Source organism: Pseudomonas sp. OV226 (genome assembly GCF_003148705.1).
Lineage (GTDB): Bacteria > Pseudomonadota > Gammaproteobacteria > Pseudomonadales > Pseudomonadaceae > Aquipseudomonas.
Genome location: NZ_QGGS01000009.1, coordinates 101120 through 122135, shown reverse-complemented (window position 1 = coordinate 122135; position 21016 = coordinate 101120). Strand labels below are relative to the sequence as shown.

The following is a 21016-nucleotide window of genomic DNA, read 5'->3' as shown; positions in this document are numbered from 1 at the left end:
ACTGTCTGGAGCACAACAGATCGCAACCGGTGCCGTTCAAAACCGCACCAGCCACGTTCGCAGTGTCCCCACACTGCCTTCAGCGCGCTCGCCACTCCCCCAAACGCCCCCGCAAGCGGGCCGCGCACTGGCTGTGTAACTGGCTGACCCGCGATTCGCTGACCCCCAGGACCTCACCGATTTCCTTGAGATTCAACTCTTCGTCGTAGTACAGCGCCAACACCAGTCGCTCGCGCTCCGGCAAATTGGCAATCGCGTCCGCCAGCGCCGCCTGGAAGCGTTCATCTTCCAGATCGCGTGACGGTTCGAGATGAGCACTCGCGCCATCCTCGTGCAGCCCTTCGTGTTCGCCGTCTTGCAACAGATCGTCGAAACTGAATAGGCGGCTGCCCAGGGTGTCGTTCAAAATCCCGTAATAATCGTCGAGACTCAATTGGAGTTCGGCCGCAACCTCGTGATCTTTAGCGTCACGGCCGGTTTTAGCTTCAATAGAGCGAATTGCGTCACTGACCATGCGGGTATTTCGGTGGACCGAACGTGGCGCCCAGTCCCCCTTGCGCACTTCATCGAGCATTGCGCCGCGGATTCGTATGCCCGCGTACGTCTCGAAACTCGCGCCTTTGCTGGCGTCGTATTTGGTCGATACTTCCAGCAGGCCGATCATCCCGGCCTGAATCAAATCTTCAACCTGCACACTGGCTGGCAGACGCGCCAGCAAATGGTAAGCAATGCGTTTGACCAGTGGCGCGTAACGCTCGATCAGCTCGTACTGCGCGTCACGCGCCGACTTCTTGTAGAGGTTGTAGCCACTGGCTGTCATAGGACGGGTCCTGCGGTCTGTTGCACGAGGCGCTCGACGAAAAACTCCAGGTGCCCACGCGGGTTGGCAGGCAACGGCCAGGTATCGACCTTCTGAGCGATGGCCTTGAACGCCAGGGCACACTTGGAACGCGGGAAGGCTTCGTACACGGCGCGCTGTTTCTGCACGGCCTTGCGCACACTTTCGTCGTAAGGCACCGCGCCGACGTATTGCAGGGCGACGTCGAGGAAGCGATCGGTGACTTTGGTCAACTTGGCGAACAGGTTGCGACCTTCTTGCGGGCTCTGGGCCATGTTGGCCAGGACACGGAAGCGGTTCATGCCGTAATCGCGGTTGAGCAATTTGATCAGCGCGTAGGCGTCAGTGATCGAGGTGGGCTCGTCGCAGACCACCAGCAATACTTCCTGGGCCGCGCGAACAAAGCTGACTACCGAGTCACCAATACCTGCAGCGGTGTCGATGACCAGTACGTCGAGGTTGTCGCCAATATCACTGAACGCCTGGATCAGGCCGGCGTGTTGCGCCGGGCTCAAGTGAACCATGCTCTGTGTACCGGACGCCGCCGGAACGATTCGAATACCGCCCGGCCCTTGCAACAGAACGTCGCGCAGCTCGCAGCGGCCTTCGATCACGTCGGCCAGGGTACGTTTGGGTGTCAGTCCCAGCAGGACGTCAACGTTCGCCAGGCCCAGGTCAGCGTCCAACAGCATGACGCGACGGCCGAGCTCAGCCAGGGCCAGCGACAAATTCACTGACACGTTAGTCTTGCCGACGCCACCCTTGCCGCCGGTCACCGCGATCACCTGTACGGGATGCATGCTGCCCATGTTATTTCTTTACCTTGTCTTGCATAGACGGAGGCCACATTACTGGCTGCGCGTTCGCAATTGGAACAATGCATGGCAGACCATCGATGTAGGTACAAAAACTGTTCATTACTACCTTAGCCAACCTGCTTGGTCGGGCTGTGGTAAATATCAGCGAACATGTCAGCCATGGCTTCTTCGCTGGGTTCTTCCTGCATTTGTACGCTGACGGCACGGCTGACCAATTGATGACGACGCGGCAGATGCAAATCATCCGGAATCCGCGGACCGTCAGTCAGGTAGGCCACCGGTAACTCATGACTGATCGCCAGGCTTAACACCTCGCCCAGACTTGCCGTTTCATCCAGTTTAGTCAGGATGCAGCCAGCGAGCCCGCAGCGCTTGTAACTGTGATAAGCGGCTGTTAGAACCTGTTTCTGGCTGGTGGTTGCCAATACCAGATAATTTTTTGATTTGATGCCACGTCCGGCCAGGCTTTCGAGCTGCATGCGCAGTGCCGGATCGCTGGCCTGAAGGCCCGCGGTATCGATCAGCACGACGCGTTTGCGCAGCAGCGGCTCCAGTGCCTGAACCAGGGACTGGCCCGGATCGACGTGGGTTACCGACACATTGAGGATACGCCCCAACGTCTTGAGTTGTTCCTGGGCACCGATGCGGAAGCTGTCCATGCTCACCAGCGCGATGTTCTGCGCGCCGTACTTAAGCACGTAACGGGCCGCGAGTTTGGCCAGCGTGGTGGTCTTGCCCATGCCGGCAGGACCGACCATGGCAATCACACCGCCCTCTTCCAGTGGTTCGACTTCCGGCGTGGCAATCATCCGCGCCAGGTGCGCCAGCAACATGCGCCAGGCCTGACGGGGCTCATCGATGTCGGGAACCATCGCCAGCAAATCGCGGGACAACGGGCCGGACAAGCCGATGCGTTGCAGGCGACGCCACAGATTGGCCTGGGCCGGACGGCTGCCTTGCAGTTGATTCCAGGCCAGCGAGCCGAGCTGCACTTCCATCAGTTCGCGCAGGCTGTTGAGTTCGAAACGCATCGAGTCGAACGCACGCGGATCCACGCCGCTCGCGGCAGGTGCCGGTGCTGGCGCAGCGCGACGCGGCTCGGCGTAGGTCGGCTCGATCAGCGGCTCGGCGGCGGTCAGCGGCAGACCGGCGAACAGCTGGCGATTGGTGGTCTTGTCGCCGTCAGTTTCGCCATCGCCACGCAGGCTCAGTTCGGCCTGGGCGGTGACGATCCGCGACTGGGTCTTGCGCAGCTCATCCTCGAGTTCCATGTTCGGAACACGCGGGGCCAGCGCCGACAACTTGTAATCCAGGGCAGCCGTCAGCTCGACACCACCGGCGATCCGGCGATTGCCAATAATGGCTGCATCGGCGCCCAGCTCATCACGAACCAGTTTCATGGCCTGACGCATATCGGCGGCGAAAAAACGCTTAACTTGCATAAACCACTACCTCAGCCGTTGGGCCCTACTGTCGCAACGATGGTCACTTGCTTGTTGTCAGGGATTTCCTGATAAGCCAACACATGCAAACCCGGGACTGCCAGTCGGCCAAATCGCGACAACATTGCGCGAACCGGACCGGCCACCAGCAGAATCACCGGTTGACCTTGCATTTCCTGACGCTGCGCCGCATCGATCAACGAGCGCTGCAGCTTCTCCGCCATGCTTGGCTCCAGCAGAACACCCTCTTCCGAGCCTTGTCCTGCCTTCTGAAGACTATTGAGCAATATCTGTTCCAACCTTGGCTCCAGAGTGATCACTGGTAGCTCGGAGTCAGTGCCTACAATGCTTTGCACGATTGCGCGCGATACGCCGACGCGCACTGCGGCCACCAATGCGGCAGTATCTTGACTCTTGGCCGCATTGTTGGCGATCGCTTCGGCGATGCTGCGAATATCGCGCACGGGCACCTGTTCGGCCAGCAGCGCCTGCAACACCTTGAGCAGTTGCGACAGCGAAACCACGCCCGGCACCAATTCCTCGGCCAGTTTAGGCGAGCTTTTGGCCAGCAACTGCATCAGTTGCTGGACTTCTTCGTGACCGATCAGTTCGCTGGAGTGCTTGTACAGAATCTGGTTCAAGTGGGTTGCCACGACCGTACTGGCATCGACCACGGTGTACCCGAGCGATTGCGCCTGGGCCCGCTGGCTGATTTCGATCCAGACCGCCTCCAGGCCAAATGCCGGATCCTTGGCAGTTATGCCATTAAGCGTGCCGTAAACCTGCCCCGGGTTGATCGCCAGTTCGCGATCCGGATAAATCTCCGCCTCGGCCAGGATCACCCCCATCAACGTCAGGCGATAGGCACTCGGCGCCAGATCGAGGTTGTCACGGATATGCACGGTCGGCATCAGGAAGCCCAGGTCCTGGGACAGCTTCTTGCGTACGCCCTTGATCCGCGCCAGCAACTGACCACCCTGATTGCGGTCAACCAACGGAATCAAGCGGTAGCCGACTTCAAGGCCAATCATGTCGATTGGGGTGACGTCATCCCAGCCAAGCTCTTTGGTTTCCATGGCACGGGCCGGCGAAGGCAGCAGTTCCTGCTGACGCTTGACCTCTTGCAGCGCCTGAACCTTGACCACGTTCTGTTTTTTCCAGAACAGGTAAGCACCACCGGCGGCGACGGCGGCCATGCTCAAGAACGAGAAGTGCGGCATGCCGGGCACCAGGCCCATCACTGCCATCAAGCCAGCGGCCACCGCCAACGCTTTGGGCGAGGCGAACATCTGGCGGTTGATTTGCTTGCCCATGTCTTCCGAACCGGAAGCACGGGTCACCATGATCGCTGCAGCGGTGGACAACAGCAGTGATGGCAATTGCGCCACCAAACCGTCACCGATGGTCAGCAGCGCGTAAACCTTGCCTGCGTCGGCAAATGACATGTTGTGCTGGAAGATACCAACCGCCATGCCGCCGATCAGGTTGATGAACAGAATCAGCAGGCCGGCGATGGCGTCACCGCGCACGAACTTACTGGCACCGTCCATGGAACCGTAGAACTCGGCTTCCTGAGCGACTTCCATCCGGCGCAGCTTGGCCTGGTTCTGATCGATCAGGCCGGCATTGAGGTCGGCGTCGATAGCCATTTGTTTGCCGGGCATCGCATCGAGGGTGAATCGTGCGCTTACCTCGGAAATCCGCCCGGCGCCCTTGGTCACCACGACGAAGTTGATGATCATCAAAATCGCGAACACTACGATACCGACCACGTAGTTACCGCCGATCACCACCTCACCGAAGGCCTGGATCACCTTACCGGCGGCAGCATGACCGTCCTGGCCGTGGAGCATCACCACTCGCGTCGAGGCCACGTTCAGCGCCAGCCGCAACAGCGTCGCCACCAGCAGAATGGTCGGGAACACCGCAAAATCCAGCGGCCGCAAGGCGTAGACGCAGACCAGCAACACGACGATGGACAGCGCAATGTTGAACGTGAAGAACACGTCCAGCAGGAACGGCGGCACCGGCAGCATCATCATGGCCAGCATGACCAGCAGCAGCAACGGCACGCCCAGATTGCCCCGACTTAAGTCGGCAACGTTTGTGCGGGCACTGTTGAGTAACTGAGAGCGATCCACCGGTTTTCCCCGTTCCTTTAAAGCAAACTTTTGACGCCTGAAGCAGGCGCAGGGCGGCTATTGCAAGAAGCCTTCCAACTTTTGCAAAGGTCGTAAATAGAGGGGTTTATTAGGGTTTGTAGCAGCTGCCGAGCCTGCGAGGCTGCGTCCGAGGACGGAGTCCTCGCAAAGCCTTACGACTGCTTCGCCCGAGCGCGGACCGAGCCGGACGCAGCCTCGCAAGCTCGGCAGCTGCTACAGGCGTAGGGATCAGGAATCGCGGCGCAGATCCGGTGGAATCGGCAGATCATCCTTGAGCGGCTCCGGCGGCTTGCCCTTGCCCGCACGGTGCTGGCGGATCTGGTAGACGTAGGCCAGGACCTGAGCGACCGCCAGGTACAGCCCGCCGGGAATTTCCTGCTCAAGCTCGGTGGAGTGATAGATCGAACGCGCCAGGGCTGGCGATTCGAGCAGCAGCACCTCGTTGGCCACGGCGATTTCACGGATCTTCAAGGCCAGGAAATCAGTACCCTTGGCCAGTAGCACCGGCGCGCTGCCTTTGTCCGGGTCGTACTTGAGCGCGACGGCGTAGTGGGTCGGGTTGGTGATAACCACATCGGCCTCGGGAATGGCTGCCATCATCCGGCGCTGCGACATCTCGCGCTGCAACTGGCGAATGCGCTGCTTGACCTCCGGCCGCCCTTCCTGATCCTTGTGTTCGTCGCGCACCTCCTGCTTGGTCATCAGCAGTTTATTGTGGCTTTCCCACAACTGCACCGGCACGTCGACAGCGGCGATGATGATCAGCCCACAGGCCATCCACAACGTGCTCCAGCCGACGACTTGCAGACTGTGAATGATCGCCATCTCCAGCGGTTCGTGCGCGATACGCATCAGGTCGTCGATATCGGAAGACAACACCGCCAGCGCCACGAACAGCACGATCAAAAACTTCGCCAGCGCCTTGAGCAGCTCGACGATAGCCTTGGCCGAAAACATTCGCTTGAGGCCCGCACCGGGGTTCATGCGACTGAATTTCGGTGCCATCGAGCCTGCCGCAAACAACCAGCCACCCAGGGAAATCGGGCCAATCAAAGCAGCCAGCAACAAGGTGATCATCACGGGTTGAATCGCGACCAGGGCAATCTGCCCTGAATGCAGCAGGAAGGTCCCCATGTTGCGCTGATCCAGAATGACTTCCCGCGACAGCGTGAAGTTCATCCGCATCAATTCCATCATCTCCTGCGCCAGGGCACCGCCGAAAATCAGCAATCCGCCCGCGCCGGCGAGCATGATCGCCAGGGTATTGAGCTCCTTGGAGCGCGCAATTTCACCCTTGTCCCGGGAGTCCTTTTTGCGTTTCTCCGTGGGGTCTTCTGTTTTGTCCTGACCGCTTTCGCTCTCAGCCATGACTCAGCGCGCCCGTGCCAGTTCGCGTAAAAACTGCAAGGCCTCGCTGGCCAGCGGTTGATACTGATTGATGATGTCCGCCAGCCCGACCCAGACAATGAACAGCCCGAGCACCAGCGTCAGCGGGAAACCGATAGAGAAAATGTTGAGCTGCGGCGCAGCCCGGGTCATCACGCCAAACGCGATGTTGACCACCAGCAGCGCCGTAATCGCCGGCAGCACCAGCAACAACGCGGCACCCAGGACCCAGCCAAGCTTGCCGGCCAGCTCCCAGAAATGATTGACCATCAACCCGCTACCGACCGGCAGCGTGGTGAAGCTTTCCGAGAGAATTTCGAAGACCACCAGATGCCCGTTCATCGACAGGAACAGCAGCGTGACCAGCATGGTGAAGAACTGCCCGATCACCGCCACCGAAACGCCGTTGGTGGGGTCGACCATCGACGCGAAACCCATGCCCATTTGAATCGAGACGATCTGCCCGGCGATCACGAAGGCCTGGAAAAACAACTGCAAGGAAAAGCCCAGCACCGCGCCAATCAGGATCTGCTCGGCAATCAGCAGCAACCCGCTCAGGTCCAGCGCATTGACCGGCGGCATCGGTGGCAGGCCTGGCGCAATCACCACGGTGATTGCCAGCGCGAAGTACAAACGCACTCGCTTGGGCACCAGCGTCGTACCGAACACCGGCATGACCATCAGCAACGACCCGATGCGAAACAGCGGCAACATGAAAGTCGCCACCCAGGTACTGATCTGGATGTCGGTCAGCTGCAACAACGAGGGCATGGTTCAGCCAATGACCTGAGGAATACTGCCGTACAGCTGCAGGATGTATTCCATGAACGTCTGCACCAGCCACGGACCGGCAACGATCAGCGTCACCAGCATGACCAACAGGCGCGGCAGGAAGCTCAGGGTCTGTTCGTTGATCTGCGTCGCGGCCTGGAACATCGCCACCAACAGGCCGACCAGCAGGCTGGGAATCACCAGCACGGCGACCATCATAGTGGTCAGCCACAGCGCTTCGCGAAAGATGTCTACCGCCACTTCCGGCGTCATGGCGATACACCGCCGAAGCTGCTCGCCAACGTACCGATGATCAACGCCCAGCCATCCACCAGCACGAACAACATGATTTTGAACGGCAGGGAAATAATCAGCGGCGAGAGCATCATCATCCCCATCGCCATCAACACACTGGCCACGACCAGGTCGATGATCAGGAACGGAATGAAGATCATGAAGCCGATCTGGAACGCGGTTTTCAGCTCGGACGTGACAAACGCCGGCACCAGAATGGTCAGCGGCGCCTGATCCGGCGAGGCGATATCGGTACGCTTGGACAGGCGCATGAACAGTTCAAGATCACTGCTGCGCGTCTGGGCCAGCATGAAATCCTTGATTGGCACCTGGGCCTTGGCGACTGCGTCCTGAGCGGTGAGTTTTTCCGCCAGATACGGTTGCAAGGCGTCCTGGTTCACCCGATCAAAGACGGGCGCCATGATGAACATCGTCAGAAACAACGCCATGCCCGTGAGAATCTGGTTCGACGGTGTCTGTTGCAGGCCCAGGGCCTGACGCAGAATCGAGAAGACGATGATGATCCGCGTGAAACTGGTCATCAGCATGACGAACGCCGGGATGAAACTCAGCGCCGTCATGATCAGCAGGATTTGCAGGCTGACCGAATATTCCTGAGCGCCATTGGCGTTGGTGCCCAAGGTGATCGCCGGGATCGACAACGGATCGGCGGCGAACGCCAGCGGTGCAGCCAGCATCAGGGCCAGCGTCAAGACGATGCGTAACGCACCCATTACTTCTTATCCTTCTGATCCTTGCCGAGCATCTTCAACAGATGCTGGGCAAACTCGGGGGTCGCTTTCTCAGTCCCGCCCGGCACTTGCACCGGCTCCTTGAGCACATGCAGCGCAGTGATGGTGCCGGGGCTGAGGCCGAGCAGAATCTGTTCGTTACCGACTTGCACCAGCATCAAACGGTCGCGCGGGCCCAGCGCACGGGAACCGATCAACTCGATCACCTGCCCTTTACCGGCCGGCCCGGCCTGCTGGACCCGGCGCAGCAGCCAGGCGAGGAAGAAGATCAACCCCAGCACCAACAGCAAGCCGAACACCAACTGTGTCAATTGCCCGGCCACACCGCTGCTGACGGCGGGTGCTGCGGCCACCGTCGCGGTCGTTACCGGTTCGGCAGCCAGCACGCTGAACGGCAACGCCAGCGCGAATACCAGCAAAGAACCCAGGACCTTTTTCACTTAGCGCAGCTTCTTGATGCGTTCGCTTGGGCTGATCACGTCGGTCAGGCGGATGCCGAACTTCTCGTTGACCACAACCACTTCGCCATGAGCGATCAATGTGCCGTTGACCAGCACGTCCAGCGGCTCGCCGGCCAGACGATCCAGCTCGATCACCGAACCCTGGTTGAGTTGCAGCAGGTTACGAATGTTGATATCGGTGCTGCCCACTTCCATGGAAATCGATACCGGGATATCCAGGATCACGTCCAGGTTCGGACCTTCCAGGCTGACCGGGTCGTTGCTTTTCGCCACACCGCCGAACTCTTCCATCGGCACACGGTTGGACGACGAGCCAGCGGTATCGGCAGCCAGCAAGGCGTCGATATCGTCCTGACCGGCGTCACCGGTTTCTTCCAGGGCCGCAGCCCACTCATCAGCCAGCGCCTGGTCGTCCTGGGCGTTCATATCGTCGTTCATCATTTGTCCTCGGCGGGCAACTATTCAATCAAGAGCAGTCAATTAATAGGGAAGTGGAGCGCCGGTCAGCGGCGCTCGATCGGCTCGATCACTTGCAACGCGAGGTTGCCTTTGTGCGAGCCCATCTTGACCTTGAAGGCCGGCACGCCATTGGCGCGCATGATCATGTCTTCCGGCATCTCGACCGGGATAACGTCCCCCGGCTGCATGTGCAGGATGTCGCGCAAGCGCAACTGGCGACGGGCAACCGTGGCGCTGATCGGCACGTCGACATCCAGCACGTCCTGACGCAAGGCATTGACCCAGCGCTCGTCCTGATCGTCGAGGTCGGACTGGAAACCGGCGTCGAGCATTTCACGCACCGGCTCGATCATCGAGTACGGCATGGTGACGTGCAGGTCGCCGCCACCGCCATCGAGTTCGATGTGGAACGTGGACACCACTACCGCTTCGCTCGGGCCGACGATGTTGGCCATGGCCGGGTTCACTTCCGAGTTGATGTACTCGAAGTTCACTTCCATGATCGCCTGCCAGGCTTCCTTCAAATCGACGAAGGCCTGCTCCAGCACCATGCGCACCACACGCAGTTCGGTCGGGGTGAATTCACGCCCCTCGATCTTGGCGTGACGGCCGTCGCCACCGAAGAAGTTGTCCACCAGCTTGAACACCAGCTTGGCGTCGAGGATGAACAGCGCGGTACCGCGCAACGGCTTGATCTTGACCAGGTTGAGGCTGGTCGGTACGTACAGCGAGTGCACGTATTCGCCAAACTTCATGACCTGCACACCGCCGACGGCAACGTCCGCCGAGCGGCGCAGCATGTTGAACATGCTGATGCGGGTGTAACGGGCAAAACGCTCGTTGATCATTTCCAGGGTCGGCATGCGTCCGCGGACGATGCGATCCTGGCTGGTCAGGTCGTAACTTTTGACGCTGCCGGGTTCAGCAACGTTATCGGTCTGTACCAGACCATCGTCGACGCCATGCAACAGCGCATCGATCTCATCCTGGGACAGCAGGTCCTGCACGGCCATGTCGTGTTCCTACTGCAGTACGAAATTAGTGAAAAGCAACTGTTCGATAACCACTTTGCCGAGCTCTTTCTGCGCCACTTCCTGCACGCTGGCCGTAGCCTTCTGGCGCAACATTTCCTGACCAACCGGCGTTGCCAGCGTGGCGAAATCCTGACCGGAGAACAGCATGACCAGATTGTTGCGGATCACCGGCATGTGCACCTTGAGCGCTTCCAGGTCGGCCTGATTGCGCCCCTGCATGGTGATGCTCACCTGCATGTAGCGCTGACGGCCATTCTGGTTGTAGTTGGCCACGAAGGCCGGCGCCATGGGTTCGAAGATCGCGGGCTGCTTGCCAACCACTGCGGGTTCCGCGGCAACAGGCTTGCTCTGGGCGCTATTCATGAAGAACCAGGTCGCCCCCACGGACATGCCGATCGCCAGCAGCAAGGCCACCACGATCAAAATGATCAGCTTGATCTTGCCTTTGGTTGCGGGGTCTTTTACTGCTGCTTCGCTCTTCGCCATGCCAATAATCCGTCACTATTCGGGTTTTCACAGTCGCACGGCAAGGCAAGAGCAAGTGTTATGCCAGAAGTGTCGGAGGCAGTTGGGGCCGGGAGCTTCAGCCACCCTAAACGACTGTGGGAGCGGGCTTGCGCGCGATAGCGGTGTGACAGTCAATGAAGATTTTGACTGTCAGACCCTCATCGCGGGCAAGCCCGCTCCCACAGGTTTTTGTTGCGTTTGATCAGGCGTAGTAGTCGACCGCGCTTGAGCCGATCACGCTGCTGGTTTCGGCGGTGGCTTCAGTGATGGAAGCCGAAAGCTCCTCATCCATCGAATCAACGCGACCGCCACTGGCGCTGGTGCGTCCACCCTGCCCCTGCTGAGCCTGCTCTTGACCCTGCCCCTGCCAGCCACGGGACTGATCGGACACGTTGACGTCGACCTGCCCCATGCCCTGTTGCGAGAACATGTCACGCAGGCGATGCATTTGGCTGTCCAGCGCTTCGCGAACGCTTGGATGGGCGCTCATGAAGGTGACTTGGGTCTGCTGGTCCGGAACCATGTTCACCCGAATATCCAGGCGACCCAGTTCGGCCGGTTGCAACTGAATGTCCGCCGCCTTGAGATTGGCGCTGGAGAGGTACATGACCCGGTTGACCACTTCTTCGGTCCAGCCACTTTGATGCATGGCGATCGGCTGATTCACCGGCAACGCGTTGGCGGTCTTGGGTGTGGCTGCCTGAGTCAATGCCGCCAGACGGTTGGCGAAGTCGTCGACACGGGTATCGCTGCTGGCGGAGGTCAGGTCTTTCAGGCCATCGTCGATGAGACCGCTGAAGGCTTTCTCGCCGCCTTGGCTGGTGCTGTCTTTATCGACTTGCAGGTCGAGCATGCTCGCCATGCCGGCGGCAAAATTCTGCGCCGACGTCGGCTCGCTGTTGGCCTGGACTTGGGCCTGGGAAGCTTTTGGCTGGGCCTGGCTGGAAGCGGACACGTGACCACTTTGCTCCATGGCCAGACGCACGGCTGGCAGCGCATCAAGTGGATCGGCTTCAGGATCGAACCCGCTGTCAGCGAGAGGAGCGGCCACTTGCGCGGGAGCGGCAACGACGGCTGCAGCCACCGGCGCTTCAACTTTCGGTGCAACGCTCGCCACAACCGATGCAGGTGCCGGCGTTACCGGCACAGTCACCAACGGCTGCACGGCTTGCATCAAGACAGGATCGAGGGCCGGATCGAGGGTCGGATCTGCCGGTGGAACATCGGCTACCGGCGTATCAATTGTCAGCAGTGGGTCATCGCTGGCCGTCGTGTCATCTGTCGGCGCCGGTTTATCGGCGGGCAAGGAATTGCCGCTATCGGCAACCGCAGGTTCCACGACGGCAGCCGTATCGGTGCTGGCGCCAGGCTTGGCGGCGTCTTGCGGCGCATTGTCAGTCGTCGGCTTGGCCGATTTATCAGCGACCACAACAGGCGTGTCCTGACCCTGTTTGGCGTAAACCTCAGCAAAGCTGGACGCCTTGTCCCCTGGCTCGGCAGCCACCGCCGGGGTATTGGCGGAAGCGGCGGGAGTCTTGGCCGCCGGGCTGGCCTGAAGAAGTGAATTGGGGGTAACGGGCATAAAACGGTCTCCGCTGCACTGGGATCGTAGGTACAGTTGATCGGTATACGTGCAAGTGTCGGGCCAGAATTGCCAGAATAATGTTTAAAACGTCGAGTGGCTGGATAGCCCAGCCAGAGAGCGTTGCTTTTCCGCCCCGTAAAGCACTCGGACGATGGCGAATTCAGCCTCAATTTTCTCCACCAGATTCCCAATGACTTCGGGGCTTTCTTGCTTGGCACGCCGTTCAAGGTCACCACACAACTCAGCCAGGCGAACGGCGCCCATGTTACTGCTGCTTCCCTTGAAGCTATGGGCGGTTTCCACGAGCTGCGCGGCATCGCCAGCCTTTTTCAGCAGAAGCAAACGCTCTTCTGAATCGCGAAGGAACGTATCCAGCAATTCGGGATAGTCTTGTTCCATGACCTCTTGCAACGCGCTCAGCACGTTTCGGTCCAGATGTTCGTCAGCCACTTGCTCACTCCTTGATCAAGAATGGGTGAATTATGCCAGAGCCTCCCAGAGAAACTCCACGCGCGCACTTCGACCATCGTCAGACCAGCTCGCGTTACGGCTCAACTGGCGGATAAGACTGATGCCACGACCCGACAGACGGATACCATCAAGCGGTCGCTCCAGCACCCGATCCACATCAAAACCGATACCGCTGTCCTCAACCCGAACAATCAGCCGACCGCCCTCGCCTTCGGGCACCACTTGCAAATGCACCCGCACATAGCCGTCCTGCAGTGCCTCCAGCCGCTCATTTCGCTGAAGATAATAGCGCGCGAACCCCGACGAATCACGCTTGAGGCTTGAATCCAGCCCCAGCACGCCGTGCTCCAGGGCATTGGAATACAGCTCGGCGAGCACGCTGTGAAGCGCGCCACTTTGAGCCCGCAGCCCATGAACCTCAAGCAACAACTGCAAGAGGTATGGCAGCGGGTTGAAACGCTTGAGGGTGGCCGCACGAAACTCGAAACTCACCGACCAGTCCAGCGGGCAGGACTGACCACTGTCGGAATACACCAGTGCCGGCGGGCTCAGTTGCGCCGCCTCCAGCAGACTGACCTCGACCATGCTCACGTCATCACGGGCCTGGCCACCGAAATCGCGCAAGGCCTGTTCGATTTCCTCAAACAGCAGGTCAGGCTGACGATTGGCTGCAAACACCTGCTGCAACCGGTCCACGCCAAACAATTGTTCGTGGCTATCGCAGGTGTCGATGACCCCGTCGGACAGCAGGAACACGCGATCCCCGACCGCCATCGGAAACACTTCGGTGCGGTCATCGAAGGTTTGCGGACTCAGCACCCCCAGCGGCAGGTGGCGCGCTTTCAATCGTTTGCGCTCCCCCGTAGCAATGACGTGCAGGTAGCCATCCGGCATTCCGCCATTCCAGACTTCCACCGAACGTCGTTGAAAACTCAAACTCAACAGCGTTGCGCAACAGAACATGTCCACCGGCAGGATGCGTTTGAGCTTGGCGTTCATTTCACGCAGGGTTTCGGCCAGCCCGTAGCCCTTGGCGGTCATGCCGTAGAACACTTCCGCCAGCGGCATGGCGCCCACGGCCGCCGGCAAGCCATGGCCGGTGAAATCCCCCAGCAGCACGTGCATGTCGCCGGCCGGGGTGAAGGCCGCTAACAGCAGATCACCGTTGAACAGCGCATAGGGTGATTGCAGGTAGCGGATGTTCGGCGCATTCAGACAGCCCGAATGCGCCACTTTGTCGAACACCGCCTTCGCCACCCGCTGCTCATTGAGCAAATAATCGTGATGTTTGGCGATCAGGTCGCGCTGTTGCAGCACCGTCGCCTGCAAGCGGCGCAAGCGATCCATCGCGTTGATCTTGGCGGCGAGAATGACCGGGTTGTAGGGCTTTGCCAAAAAGTCGTCACCGCCGGCCTCCAGGCATCGGGCCAAGGCTTCACTTTCGGTGAGCGACGTCAGAAAGATGATCGGCACCAGGGTTTCCCCGGCCAACAGTTTGATCTGGCGCGCCGCCTCGAAACCGTCCATCACCGGCATCATGGCGTCCATCAAGACCAGTTGCGGTCGCTGTTCACGAAATGCATCGACCGCTTCGGCGCCATTGGCAGCCGTCAGCACCTCATGGCCCTGGCGACGGACGATAGTCGACAGCAGCATGCGATCGGCCGCGCTGTCTTCGGCGATGAGGATCGTCAGGGGGGCGAGCGACTGCATGGCAGTCAACTGATGTCGAACAGCTTGTCGAAGTTGGAGATGGCGAGGATCTTCCTGACGTCCGAACTGCTGTTGACCACGCGAATATCGGAATCGTCGCCACCGGCGTGATCCCGTAGCAGCAGCAACATGCCCAGCGCGGAGCTGTCGAGGTAGGTCGCATCTTTCAAGTCGACCACGACCGCCGAAAGCGCCTTGTCCTCGTAAGACTCACGAAACTCCTGATGCTTGGCGAAATCGAATCGTCCCTTGATCGAAATCGTCAGTTTTTGCCCATCTTTGGACACTTCTGAGATGACTGACATTTATCGGCTTCCTTGTCATGGGGTAGCGTGCTGTACAAGGTTTAGCACTTGGTAGAGAGGGGAGCAAGGCGCAGCGATTGTTCAATACGGATTCTGACGCGGCAAGCGCTGGGACAGCTCATCCAGCAATCTCTGCTCGCGCTTGTCCTCCAACTGCCGCGCTTCGTCCATGTAACGTTGTACAAGTTTGCGCAAGCCTTCAACCCGCGCGAACGCCTGCTGCCAGGAATCGCGCGCTTTGCTCAGGTTGTTTTGATGCCAGTTCAGGCTCTGTCGCTGCTGATCGATGGCCGTACCGAGTTGCGCCAGAAAGCCCTGATAGCCGAGCAACCACTGACCAGAAACGCCACTGCTGCCGCGCACGATCCATTGTTCCTGGTATTCGAGGCGAAAGGCTTCGAGGTCGGCGAGTTTGCTTTCCGCCACGCGAACCTGACCCTGAAAGTGCCCGAGGCGCATGACGGCGGTTTTCTCGGCCTTTTCGGCCATTTCCACCACCGGCGCCAGGCGCGCGGCTCGACTCAGGGCCATGGTCGGTTAGCCGCCCGCTGCCGGGGCAAAGACGGAGGCGAGATGGTTGACGCTGGCGCCCATGCCAATGTTGTCGTTCAAACCCTGACGCAGGTAAGTAACCATGGCCGGCTGGAGGGAGATCGCGGTGTCGGTTTCACGATCGCCGCCCGGCACATAGGCACCGACGCTGATCAGATCGCGACTCTGCTGATAGCGTGACCAGTATTGCTTGAACATTTGCGCACGGGTCATGTGTTCCGGGCTGACCACCGACGGCATGACCCGGCTGATGGACGCTTCGATATCGATGGCCGGGTAATGCCCTTCCTCGGCCAGGCGCCGGGACAACACGATGTGCCCGTCGAGCACGCCTCGCGCGGCATCGGCAATCGGGTCCTGCTGATCATCGCCTTCGGACAACACCGTGTAGAAGGCGGTGATCGAACCTCCGCCCTTCTCGGCGTTACCGGCCCGCTCCACCAGTTTTGGCAACTTGGCGAACACCGACGGCGGATAACCCTTGGTGGCAGGTGGTTCGCCGATGGCCAAGGCGATTTCCCGCTGAGCCTGGGCAAAACGGGTCAGGGAGTCCATGAGCAACAGGACGTTCTTGCCCTTGTCGCGGAAATATTCGGCGATGCGCGTGCAGTACATCGCTGCGCGCAGACGCATCAGCGGCGCATCGTCCGCAGGCGACGCCACTACCACGGAACGCTTGAGCCCTTCTTCACCGAGGATGTGCTCGATGAATTCTTTAACTTCGCGACCCCGCTCACCGATCAGCCCGACGACGATGATGTCGGCCTCGGTGAAGCGCGTCATCATGCCCAACAGCACCGACTTACCGACGCCGGTACCGGCGAACAGCCCGAGCCGCTGACCGCGACCGACTGTCAACAAACCGTTGATGGTACGAATGCCAACGTCCAGCGGTTCGCTGATCGGCTCGCGCTTGAGCGGGTTGATCGTGGGGCCGTCCATCGGCACCCAGTCTTCGGCTTTCATCCCGCCCTTGCCGTCGAGCGCGCGGCCGGCGCCATCAAGCACCCGCCCGAGCATGCTCATGCCCATCGGCAAGCGACCGGTATCGGCCAGGGGAACCACGCGGGCACCGGGCGCAATACCGGCGACGCTGCCGACCGGCATCAGGAAAACTTTGCTGCCGGAGAAGCCCATGACCTCGGCTTCGACCTGCACCGGGTGATACGTGTCGTCGTTGATGACCATGCAGCGGCTGCCCATGGCCGCCCGCAAGCCTTCGGCTTCGAGGGTCAGGCCGACCATGCGCAACAAACGGCCTTCCAGAATCGGCGCGCCGGCAAGCTCCGTGGCCTCGGCGTAACCGCCCAGGCGCTTGGCGAAGCTGGTGCGATCAAGGCGCATCGGGGTCGTCCAGTGCCGACTCGGCAACAGGTTTTTCGTCGACCGGAACGTCCAGGCTCAGATCCGGCGCAGACGGGTGCAACGCCTGATCGTGCAGTTGATCGAGCAACTTGGCCATGACTTGGGCAACGCGGGTTTCGACGGTGGCATCGATGCGGCTGTGTTCAGTCTCGACGCGGCAACCGCCAGGCAACAGCGACTCGTCTTCGACGATGCGCCAGGTTTCTTCATGGCGTTCGCGCAGGGCTTTGACTTGTTCGAAGTCTTGCGGGTTGATGTACAAGCGCACGTTACCCACGCCCAATGGCAGGAGCTTGAGCGCTTCACGCATGACGTGTTCGATCTGTGTCGAATCGATGGCCAATTCGCGCTGGATCACCTGTTTGGTGATGTGCTGCACGAGGTCGACCAGCGATTTTTCAATCTGGGTGTCCTGCTCGGCGATGGGCTCGAACAGGTTGACCATCAGTTGCTCCAGCCCGGCGATTTTCGGCGCCAGGGCCGCTTCGGCTTCCTGACGGACCTTGAGCGTGGTGCTGTGGAAACCTTCTTTCTCGCCAACGGCGAAGCCTTCGTTGTAGGCCTCCTGGCGAATGGCTTCGAGCTCTTCGAGGGTCAGTGGCTGGACTTCTTCCAGCGGCACTTCTTCCATCTCCGGTGGCTCGGGCTCAGGTTCTGGCTCGGGCTCCGGGACGAAAGGGTCGAAACTGGGCAGCGCCCAGACGTCGAAACCGGCAACGTGCTTACCGCGAATCAGGTCGGTCTGGGACTCATCATGTTTGGACGACATAGTGACCTTAGATCATCTCTTCGCCGCCCTTCCCGCCGAGAACGATTTCTCCGGCTTCGGCCATACGGCGGGCAATGGTGAGGATTTCTTTCTGCGCGGTTTCCACGTCGCTGACGCGCACCGGGCCTTTGGCCTCGAGGTCGTCGCGCAACAGTTCGGCCGCCCGTTTGGACATGTTCTTGAAGATCTTTTCCTTGACGCCTTCGTCCGAACCCTTGAGGGCCAGCACCAGCACGTCGGAGGACACTTCGCGCAGCAACGCCTGAATTCCGCGGTCGTCGACATCGGACAGGTTGTTGAACACGAACATGAGGTCTTCGATCTGACCGGACAGGTCTTCGTCGACTTCGCGGATCGAGTCCATCAGCTGACCTTCGATCGAGCTGTCGAGGAAGTTCATGATGTCGGCCGCGCGCTTGATACCACCCAGGGTGGTGCGCGAGGCATTCGAGTTGCCGGAGAACTGCTTCTCGAGAATCTGGTTGAGTTCCTTCAGGGCCGCCGGCTGCACAGTGTTCAGCGAGGAGACTCGCAGAATGATGTCCAGTCGTACCTTGTGGTCGAAGTTGCCCAGCACTTCGCCAGCCTGATCCGGGTCGAGATACGCCACCACGATCGCCTGGATCTGCGGGTGCTCGTAACGGATCACGTCGGCGACGGCGCGCGGTTCCATCCACTTCAGGCTGTCGAGGCCGCTGGTGTTGCCACCCAGCAGGATGCGGTCGATCAGGCCGTTGGCCTTGTCTTCGCCCAGTGCCTGGGTGAGCATTTTGCGCACGTAGTCGTCGGAGCCGACGCCCAGGCTGGTCTGGTCGCCGACGATGTCGACGAACTCGCTCATGACCTGTTCGACTTGCTCGCGGTGCACGTTGCCCATTTGGGCCATCGCCACACCTACACGCTGGACCTCCTTAGGCCCCATGTGGCGCAACACCTGGGCAGCATCGGTCGAACCGAGGGACAGCAGCAGGATCGCGGCTTTGTCGACCTTGGTCAGTTTGGCGGCAACGGCTCGGTTATCACTCATCTGCGTTAATCCACTCTTTCACGACCTGGGCCACGCGACCCGGGTCTTCTGCCACCAGACTCTTGATTGCATTCAACTGTGCGTCATAGCCTTCGCTCGGGCTCGGCAGCAGGATGCTTTGCGGGCCGCCGAGGCTGACGCGATCGTTGGCCAGTTCGCCGTCCAGGCCGACCATGCCACCGAGTTCTCCGTCGCTGCCCAAGCCAGCCAGTTGCTTGTCTTTGCCGCCACCGGTGATGTTGTTGAGCACCGGACGCAGTACGCCGAACACCAGCACGAGGATGAACAAGACACCCATCACTTGCTTGACGATGTCCCAGAACCACGGCTGCGAGTAGAACGGAATATCGGCAATCACTTCACCGCGCTCTGCGGAGAACGGCATGTTGATCACGCTGACGCTGTCGCCACGGCTGGCGTCGAAACCGACGGCGTCCTGCACCAGGCGAGTGAAGCGTGCCAATTCGTCGGCACTCCACGGCGCACGGGTGGTTTCGCCGTTGGCGGCATTGACCTTGACCTGATCGTCCACCACCACCGACACCGACAGGCGATTCAATCGGCCCTGCTGCTGCTTGGTGTGACTGATGGAGCGGTCGAGCTCGAAGTTCTTGGTGGATTGTTGTCGCTTGTCTGCCGGGTACGGCGCCAGCATTGGCTGACCGGTGGCAGGGTCCATGATTTGCTGGCCGTTGGCATCGATCAACGGCTGGCCTGGCTGCACCATGCCGGCTGAGGCGGTCGTGCCACCAGTGGTTTGCGGTGCCGAGGCTGGCGACGGCGGCTGGTTGCTCAAGGCACCCGGCACACCTTGCGGGCCATTGCTGGCGGTGCGTTGTTCGTTGACCGATTGCTCGCTGCGCAACGCCGGTTGATCCGGGTTGAACTGCTCGGAGGTCGACTCGACGGCACTGAAATCGACGTCAGCCGAGACTTCGGCTTTATAGCGGTCATTGCCCAACACCGGTTGCAGGATGTTGTGCACGCGCTGGGTCAGCATGGTTTCCATGCGACGGCTGTAATCGAATTGCTTGCCGGCCATCGTCAGTTCGGAGTTCTCCGCCTGATCCGACAGCAGGTTGCCTTTCTGGTCGACGACGGTGATCTGCGATTTGCTCAGTTCAGGAACACTGGTCGCGACCAGGTTGATGATCGCGATCACCTGACCCGGTTCCAGCGAACGACCGGAATACAGCTCAACCAGTACCGAAGCGCTTGGCTTGCGTTCATCACGCACGAACACCGAGCTTTTCGGAATCGCCAGGTGCACGCGGGCACCCTTGACGTTGTTCAGGCTGGAAATGGTCCGCGCCAGTTCGCCTTCGAGGCCGCGACGATAACGGGTCGCTTCCATGAACTGGCTGGTCCCGAGCCCCTGGTCCTTGTCGAGGATTTCAAAGCCGATGTTGCCATCGCTGGGAGTGACACCAGCGGCCGCGAGCTTGAGACGCGCACGGGACAGGTCATCGGCCTTGACCAGCAAGGCACCGGAATTGGGTTCAACGGTATAGGGAATATCGGCGGAGGCCAGGGTGTCCATGACCTGCTTGGCGTCCATACCGGCAAGGCTGCCGTACAGAGGCCGGTAGTCCGGCTGCTGAGACCACAGCACGACGGCAAAACCAATCGCCACGCTCGCAGCCAGGCCGACCAACAGGCCTACCTGACGCAACATGGTCATCTCGGAGAGGTTTTCCAGGAAGGACAACCCGAACAGCGGCGGTTTGCCGTCTATTGGAGTGACCTTGGCCGGAACGTTATCGGCGACTGCTTCTGCCATGACTCAATTCGTCCTTAAACCGGCATCTGCATGATGTCTTGGTAAGCCTGAACCAGCTTGTTGCGCACTTGCGTCAACGCCTGGAAAGACACGCTGGCCTTCTGCGAGGAAATCATGACGTCCGTCAGGTCGACGCCGCTCTTGCCGATCTCGAAGGCACTGGCCAACTGATTGGACGCCTGCTGGGTGTCGTTCACTTTATTGACGGCCTGACCGAGCATGTCGGAAAAGCTGCTGCCACCCAATTCAGGGACTGCGGCAGTCGATTTCGGCGCAGACATGGCATCCATTTGCATGGAACGCATATCCAGCATCAACCGATTAAATTCAATACCTTGGCTCATGGTCTACTCTCATTGGCGACCCGCAATTTTTTGACACTCACTCGGCGGGTAGTGAGGTGTTAGCAACAAGGGTGCCAGCTCCGTGGCCACTCCAAACAAAACCGCATCCTCACAACCTGTAACGCTATCTGTAGCAGCTGGCGCAGCCTGCGTCCGGCTGCGCAGCAGTCGTAAAATCAGT

The 21016-nt window shown here is 60.1% G+C and carries 22 protein-coding genes; all 22 read right to left on the bottom strand.

The window, feature by feature from the left end; genetic code table 11:
• Positions 1-79: 79 nt before the first annotated feature.
• On the bottom strand, positions 80-820 hold the full coding sequence (gene fliA / locus C7534_RS16725; RefSeq protein ID WP_007894214.1) for an RNA polymerase sigma factor FliA: 741 nt from the start codon (positions 818-820) through the stop codon (positions 80-82).
• On the bottom strand, positions 817-1647 hold the full coding sequence (fleN, locus tag C7534_RS16720) for a flagellar synthesis regulator FleN (protein WP_003222917.1): 831 nt from the start codon (positions 1645-1647) through the stop codon (positions 817-819). The genes fliA and fleN overlap by 4 nt, the downstream gene beginning before the upstream one ends.
• A gap of 116 nt (positions 1648-1763) precedes the next feature.
• Entirely contained in the window at positions 1764-3098 is a 1335-nt protein-coding gene (gene flhF / locus C7534_RS16715; protein ID WP_109786417.1) for a flagellar biosynthesis protein FlhF, read from the bottom strand.
• An 11-nt stretch (positions 3099-3109) separates the two neighbouring features.
• Positions 3110-5239, bottom strand: coding sequence for a flagellar biosynthesis protein FlhA (flhA, locus tag C7534_RS16710; RefSeq protein ID WP_046032841.1), 2130 nt, complete (start codon positions 5237-5239; stop codon positions 3110-3112).
• Positions 5240-5488: 249 nt separating this feature from the next.
• Complete coding sequence (gene flhB, locus C7534_RS16705; RefSeq protein ID WP_046032840.1) at positions 5489-6628, bottom strand: flagellar biosynthesis protein FlhB; 1140 nt, start codon at positions 6626-6628, stop codon at positions 5489-5491.
• A gap of 3 nt (positions 6629-6631) precedes the next feature.
• Positions 6632-7417: a flagellar biosynthetic protein FliR gene (fliR, locus tag C7534_RS16700; protein ID WP_046032839.1), complete on the bottom strand. Its 786-nt coding sequence runs from the start codon at positions 7415-7417 to the stop codon at positions 6632-6634.
• Between the two features lie 3 nt (positions 7418-7420).
• Entirely contained in the window at positions 7421-7690 is a 270-nt protein-coding gene (gene fliQ / locus C7534_RS16695; protein ID WP_007948918.1) for a flagellar biosynthesis protein FliQ, read from the bottom strand.
• Positions 7687-8445 carry a flagellar type III secretion system pore protein FliP gene (gene fliP, locus C7534_RS16690; protein WP_109786416.1) on the bottom strand — a complete coding sequence of 253 codons (759 nt, stop codon included), beginning with the start codon at positions 8443-8445 and terminating at the stop codon, positions 7687-7689. The genes fliQ and fliP overlap by 4 nt, the downstream gene beginning before the upstream one ends.
• Complete coding sequence (fliO, locus tag C7534_RS16685) at positions 8445-8903, bottom strand: flagellar biosynthetic protein FliO (RefSeq protein WP_109786415.1); 459 nt, start codon at positions 8901-8903, stop codon at positions 8445-8447. Before fliO ends, fliP begins: the two co-directional genes overlap by 1 nt.
• On the bottom strand, positions 8904-9362 hold the full coding sequence (gene fliN, locus C7534_RS16680) for a flagellar motor switch protein FliN (protein ID WP_046032836.1): 459 nt from the start codon (positions 9360-9362) through the stop codon (positions 8904-8906).
• 65 nt (positions 9363-9427) lie between these two features.
• Positions 9428-10396 (bottom strand): flagellar motor switch protein FliM, encoded by a 969-nt coding sequence (gene fliM, locus C7534_RS16675; protein ID WP_046032835.1) that lies wholly within the window; start codon positions 10394-10396, stop codon positions 9428-9430.
• A 9-nt stretch (positions 10397-10405) separates the two neighbouring features.
• Complete coding sequence (gene fliL, locus C7534_RS16670) at positions 10406-10903, bottom strand: flagellar basal body-associated protein FliL (protein ID WP_046032834.1); 498 nt, start codon at positions 10901-10903, stop codon at positions 10406-10408.
• Positions 10904-11126: 223 nt separating this feature from the next.
• On the bottom strand, positions 11127-12506 hold the full coding sequence (locus tag C7534_RS16665; protein ID WP_109786414.1) for a flagellar hook-length control protein FliK: 1380 nt from the start codon (positions 12504-12506) through the stop codon (positions 11127-11129).
• 84 nt (positions 12507-12590) lie between these two features.
• The gene (locus C7534_RS16660; RefSeq protein WP_046032832.1) at positions 12591-12959 is read right to left on the bottom strand and encodes an Hpt domain-containing protein; all 369 of its coding nucleotides are present in this window, start codon (positions 12957-12959) and stop codon (positions 12591-12593) included.
• Positions 12960-12989: 30 nt separating this feature from the next.
• The gene (locus C7534_RS16655) at positions 12990-14693 is read right to left on the bottom strand and encodes an ATP-binding SpoIIE family protein phosphatase (RefSeq protein WP_109786413.1); all 1704 of its coding nucleotides are present in this window, start codon (positions 14691-14693) and stop codon (positions 12990-12992) included.
• A gap of 5 nt (positions 14694-14698) precedes the next feature.
• Positions 14699-14998 carry an STAS domain-containing protein gene (locus C7534_RS16650; RefSeq protein WP_109786412.1) on the bottom strand — a complete coding sequence of 100 codons (300 nt, stop codon included), beginning with the start codon at positions 14996-14998 and terminating at the stop codon, positions 14699-14701.
• An 81-nt stretch (positions 14999-15079) separates the two neighbouring features.
• Complete coding sequence (gene fliJ / locus C7534_RS16645; RefSeq protein ID WP_046032829.1) at positions 15080-15529, bottom strand: flagellar export protein FliJ; 450 nt, start codon at positions 15527-15529, stop codon at positions 15080-15082.
• A 6-nt stretch (positions 15530-15535) separates the two neighbouring features.
• Positions 15536-16894, bottom strand: coding sequence for a flagellar protein export ATPase FliI (gene fliI, locus C7534_RS16640; protein WP_046032828.1), 1359 nt, complete (start codon positions 16892-16894; stop codon positions 15536-15538).
• Positions 16884-17684: a flagellar assembly protein FliH gene (gene fliH, locus C7534_RS16635; RefSeq protein WP_109786411.1), complete on the bottom strand. Its 801-nt coding sequence runs from the start codon at positions 17682-17684 to the stop codon at positions 16884-16886. Before fliH ends, fliI begins: the two co-directional genes overlap by 11 nt.
• A gap of 7 nt (positions 17685-17691) precedes the next feature.
• A complete protein-coding gene (fliG, locus tag C7534_RS16630; RefSeq protein WP_007894195.1) occupies positions 17692-18711 on the bottom strand; it encodes a flagellar motor switch protein FliG in 1020 nt (339 codons plus the stop codon).
• Positions 18704-20491 carry a flagellar basal-body MS-ring/collar protein FliF gene (gene fliF, locus C7534_RS16625; RefSeq protein ID WP_109786410.1) on the bottom strand — a complete coding sequence of 596 codons (1788 nt, stop codon included), beginning with the start codon at positions 20489-20491 and terminating at the stop codon, positions 18704-18706. Before fliF ends, fliG begins: the two co-directional genes overlap by 8 nt.
• A 14-nt stretch (positions 20492-20505) precedes the next feature.
• Positions 20506-20835, bottom strand: a complete 330-nt coding sequence (fliE, locus tag C7534_RS16620) for a flagellar hook-basal body complex protein FliE (RefSeq protein WP_008072611.1) — start codon at positions 20833-20835, stop codon at positions 20506-20508.
• Positions 20836-21016: the final 181 nt, after the last annotated feature.

Excerpts from the sequence above, each read along its gene's own strand:
- fliF (WP_109786410.1), bottom strand. The coding sequence starts at position 20,491 with ATGGCAGAAGCAGTCGCCGATAACGTTCCGGCCAAGGTCACTCCAATA.
- fliH (WP_109786411.1), bottom strand. The coding sequence starts at position 17,684 with ATGTCGTCCAAACATGATGAGTCCCAGACCGACCTGATTCGCGGTAAG.
- fliI (WP_046032828.1), bottom strand. The coding sequence starts at position 16,894 with ATGCGCCTTGATCGCACCAGCTTCGCCAAGCGCCTGGGCGGTTACGCC.
- fliQ (WP_007948918.1), bottom strand. The coding sequence starts at position 7,690 with ATGACGCCGGAAGTGGCGGTAGACATCTTTCGCGAAGCGCTGTGGCTG.
- C7534_RS16655 (WP_109786413.1), bottom strand. The coding sequence starts at position 14,693 with ATGCAGTCGCTCGCCCCCCTGACGATCCTCATCGCCGAAGACAGCGCG.
- C7534_RS16665 (WP_109786414.1), bottom strand. The coding sequence starts at position 12,506 with ATGCCCGTTACCCCCAATTCACTTCTTCAGGCCAGCCCGGCGGCCAAG.
- fliP (WP_109786416.1), bottom strand. The coding sequence starts at position 8,445 with ATGGGTGCGTTACGCATCGTCTTGACGCTGGCCCTGATGCTGGCTGCA.
- flhF (WP_109786417.1), bottom strand. The coding sequence starts at position 3,098 with ATGCAAGTTAAGCGTTTTTTCGCCGCCGATATGCGTCAGGCCATGAAA.
- fliG (WP_007894195.1), bottom strand. The coding sequence starts at position 18,711 with ATGAGTGATAACCGAGCCGTTGCCGCCAAACTGACCAAGGTCGACAAA.
- fleN (WP_003222917.1), bottom strand. The coding sequence starts at position 1,647 with ATGGGCAGCATGCATCCCGTACAGGTGATCGCGGTGACCGGCGGCAAG.
- fliN (WP_046032836.1), bottom strand. The coding sequence starts at position 9,362 with ATGAACGACGATATGAACGCCCAGGACGACCAGGCGCTGGCTGATGAG.
- fliL (WP_046032834.1), bottom strand. The coding sequence starts at position 10,903 with ATGGCGAAGAGCGAAGCAGCAGTAAAAGACCCCGCAACCAAAGGCAAG.
- fliA (WP_007894214.1), bottom strand. The coding sequence starts at position 820 with ATGACAGCCAGTGGCTACAACCTCTACAAGAAGTCGGCGCGTGACGCG.
- fliR (WP_046032839.1), bottom strand. The coding sequence starts at position 7,417 with ATGCCCTCGTTGTTGCAGCTGACCGACATCCAGATCAGTACCTGGGTG.
- fliE (WP_008072611.1), bottom strand. The coding sequence starts at position 20,835 with ATGAGCCAAGGTATTGAATTTAATCGGTTGATGCTGGATATGCGTTCC.
- flhB (WP_046032840.1), bottom strand. The coding sequence starts at position 6,628 with ATGGCTGAGAGCGAAAGCGGTCAGGACAAAACAGAAGACCCCACGGAG.
- C7534_RS16650 (WP_109786412.1), bottom strand. The coding sequence starts at position 14,998 with ATGTCAGTCATCTCAGAAGTGTCCAAAGATGGGCAAAAACTGACGATT.
- fliJ (WP_046032829.1), bottom strand. The coding sequence starts at position 15,529 with ATGGCCCTGAGTCGAGCCGCGCGCCTGGCGCCGGTGGTGGAAATGGCC.
- fliM (WP_046032835.1), bottom strand. The coding sequence starts at position 10,396 with ATGGCCGTGCAGGACCTGCTGTCCCAGGATGAGATCGATGCGCTGTTG.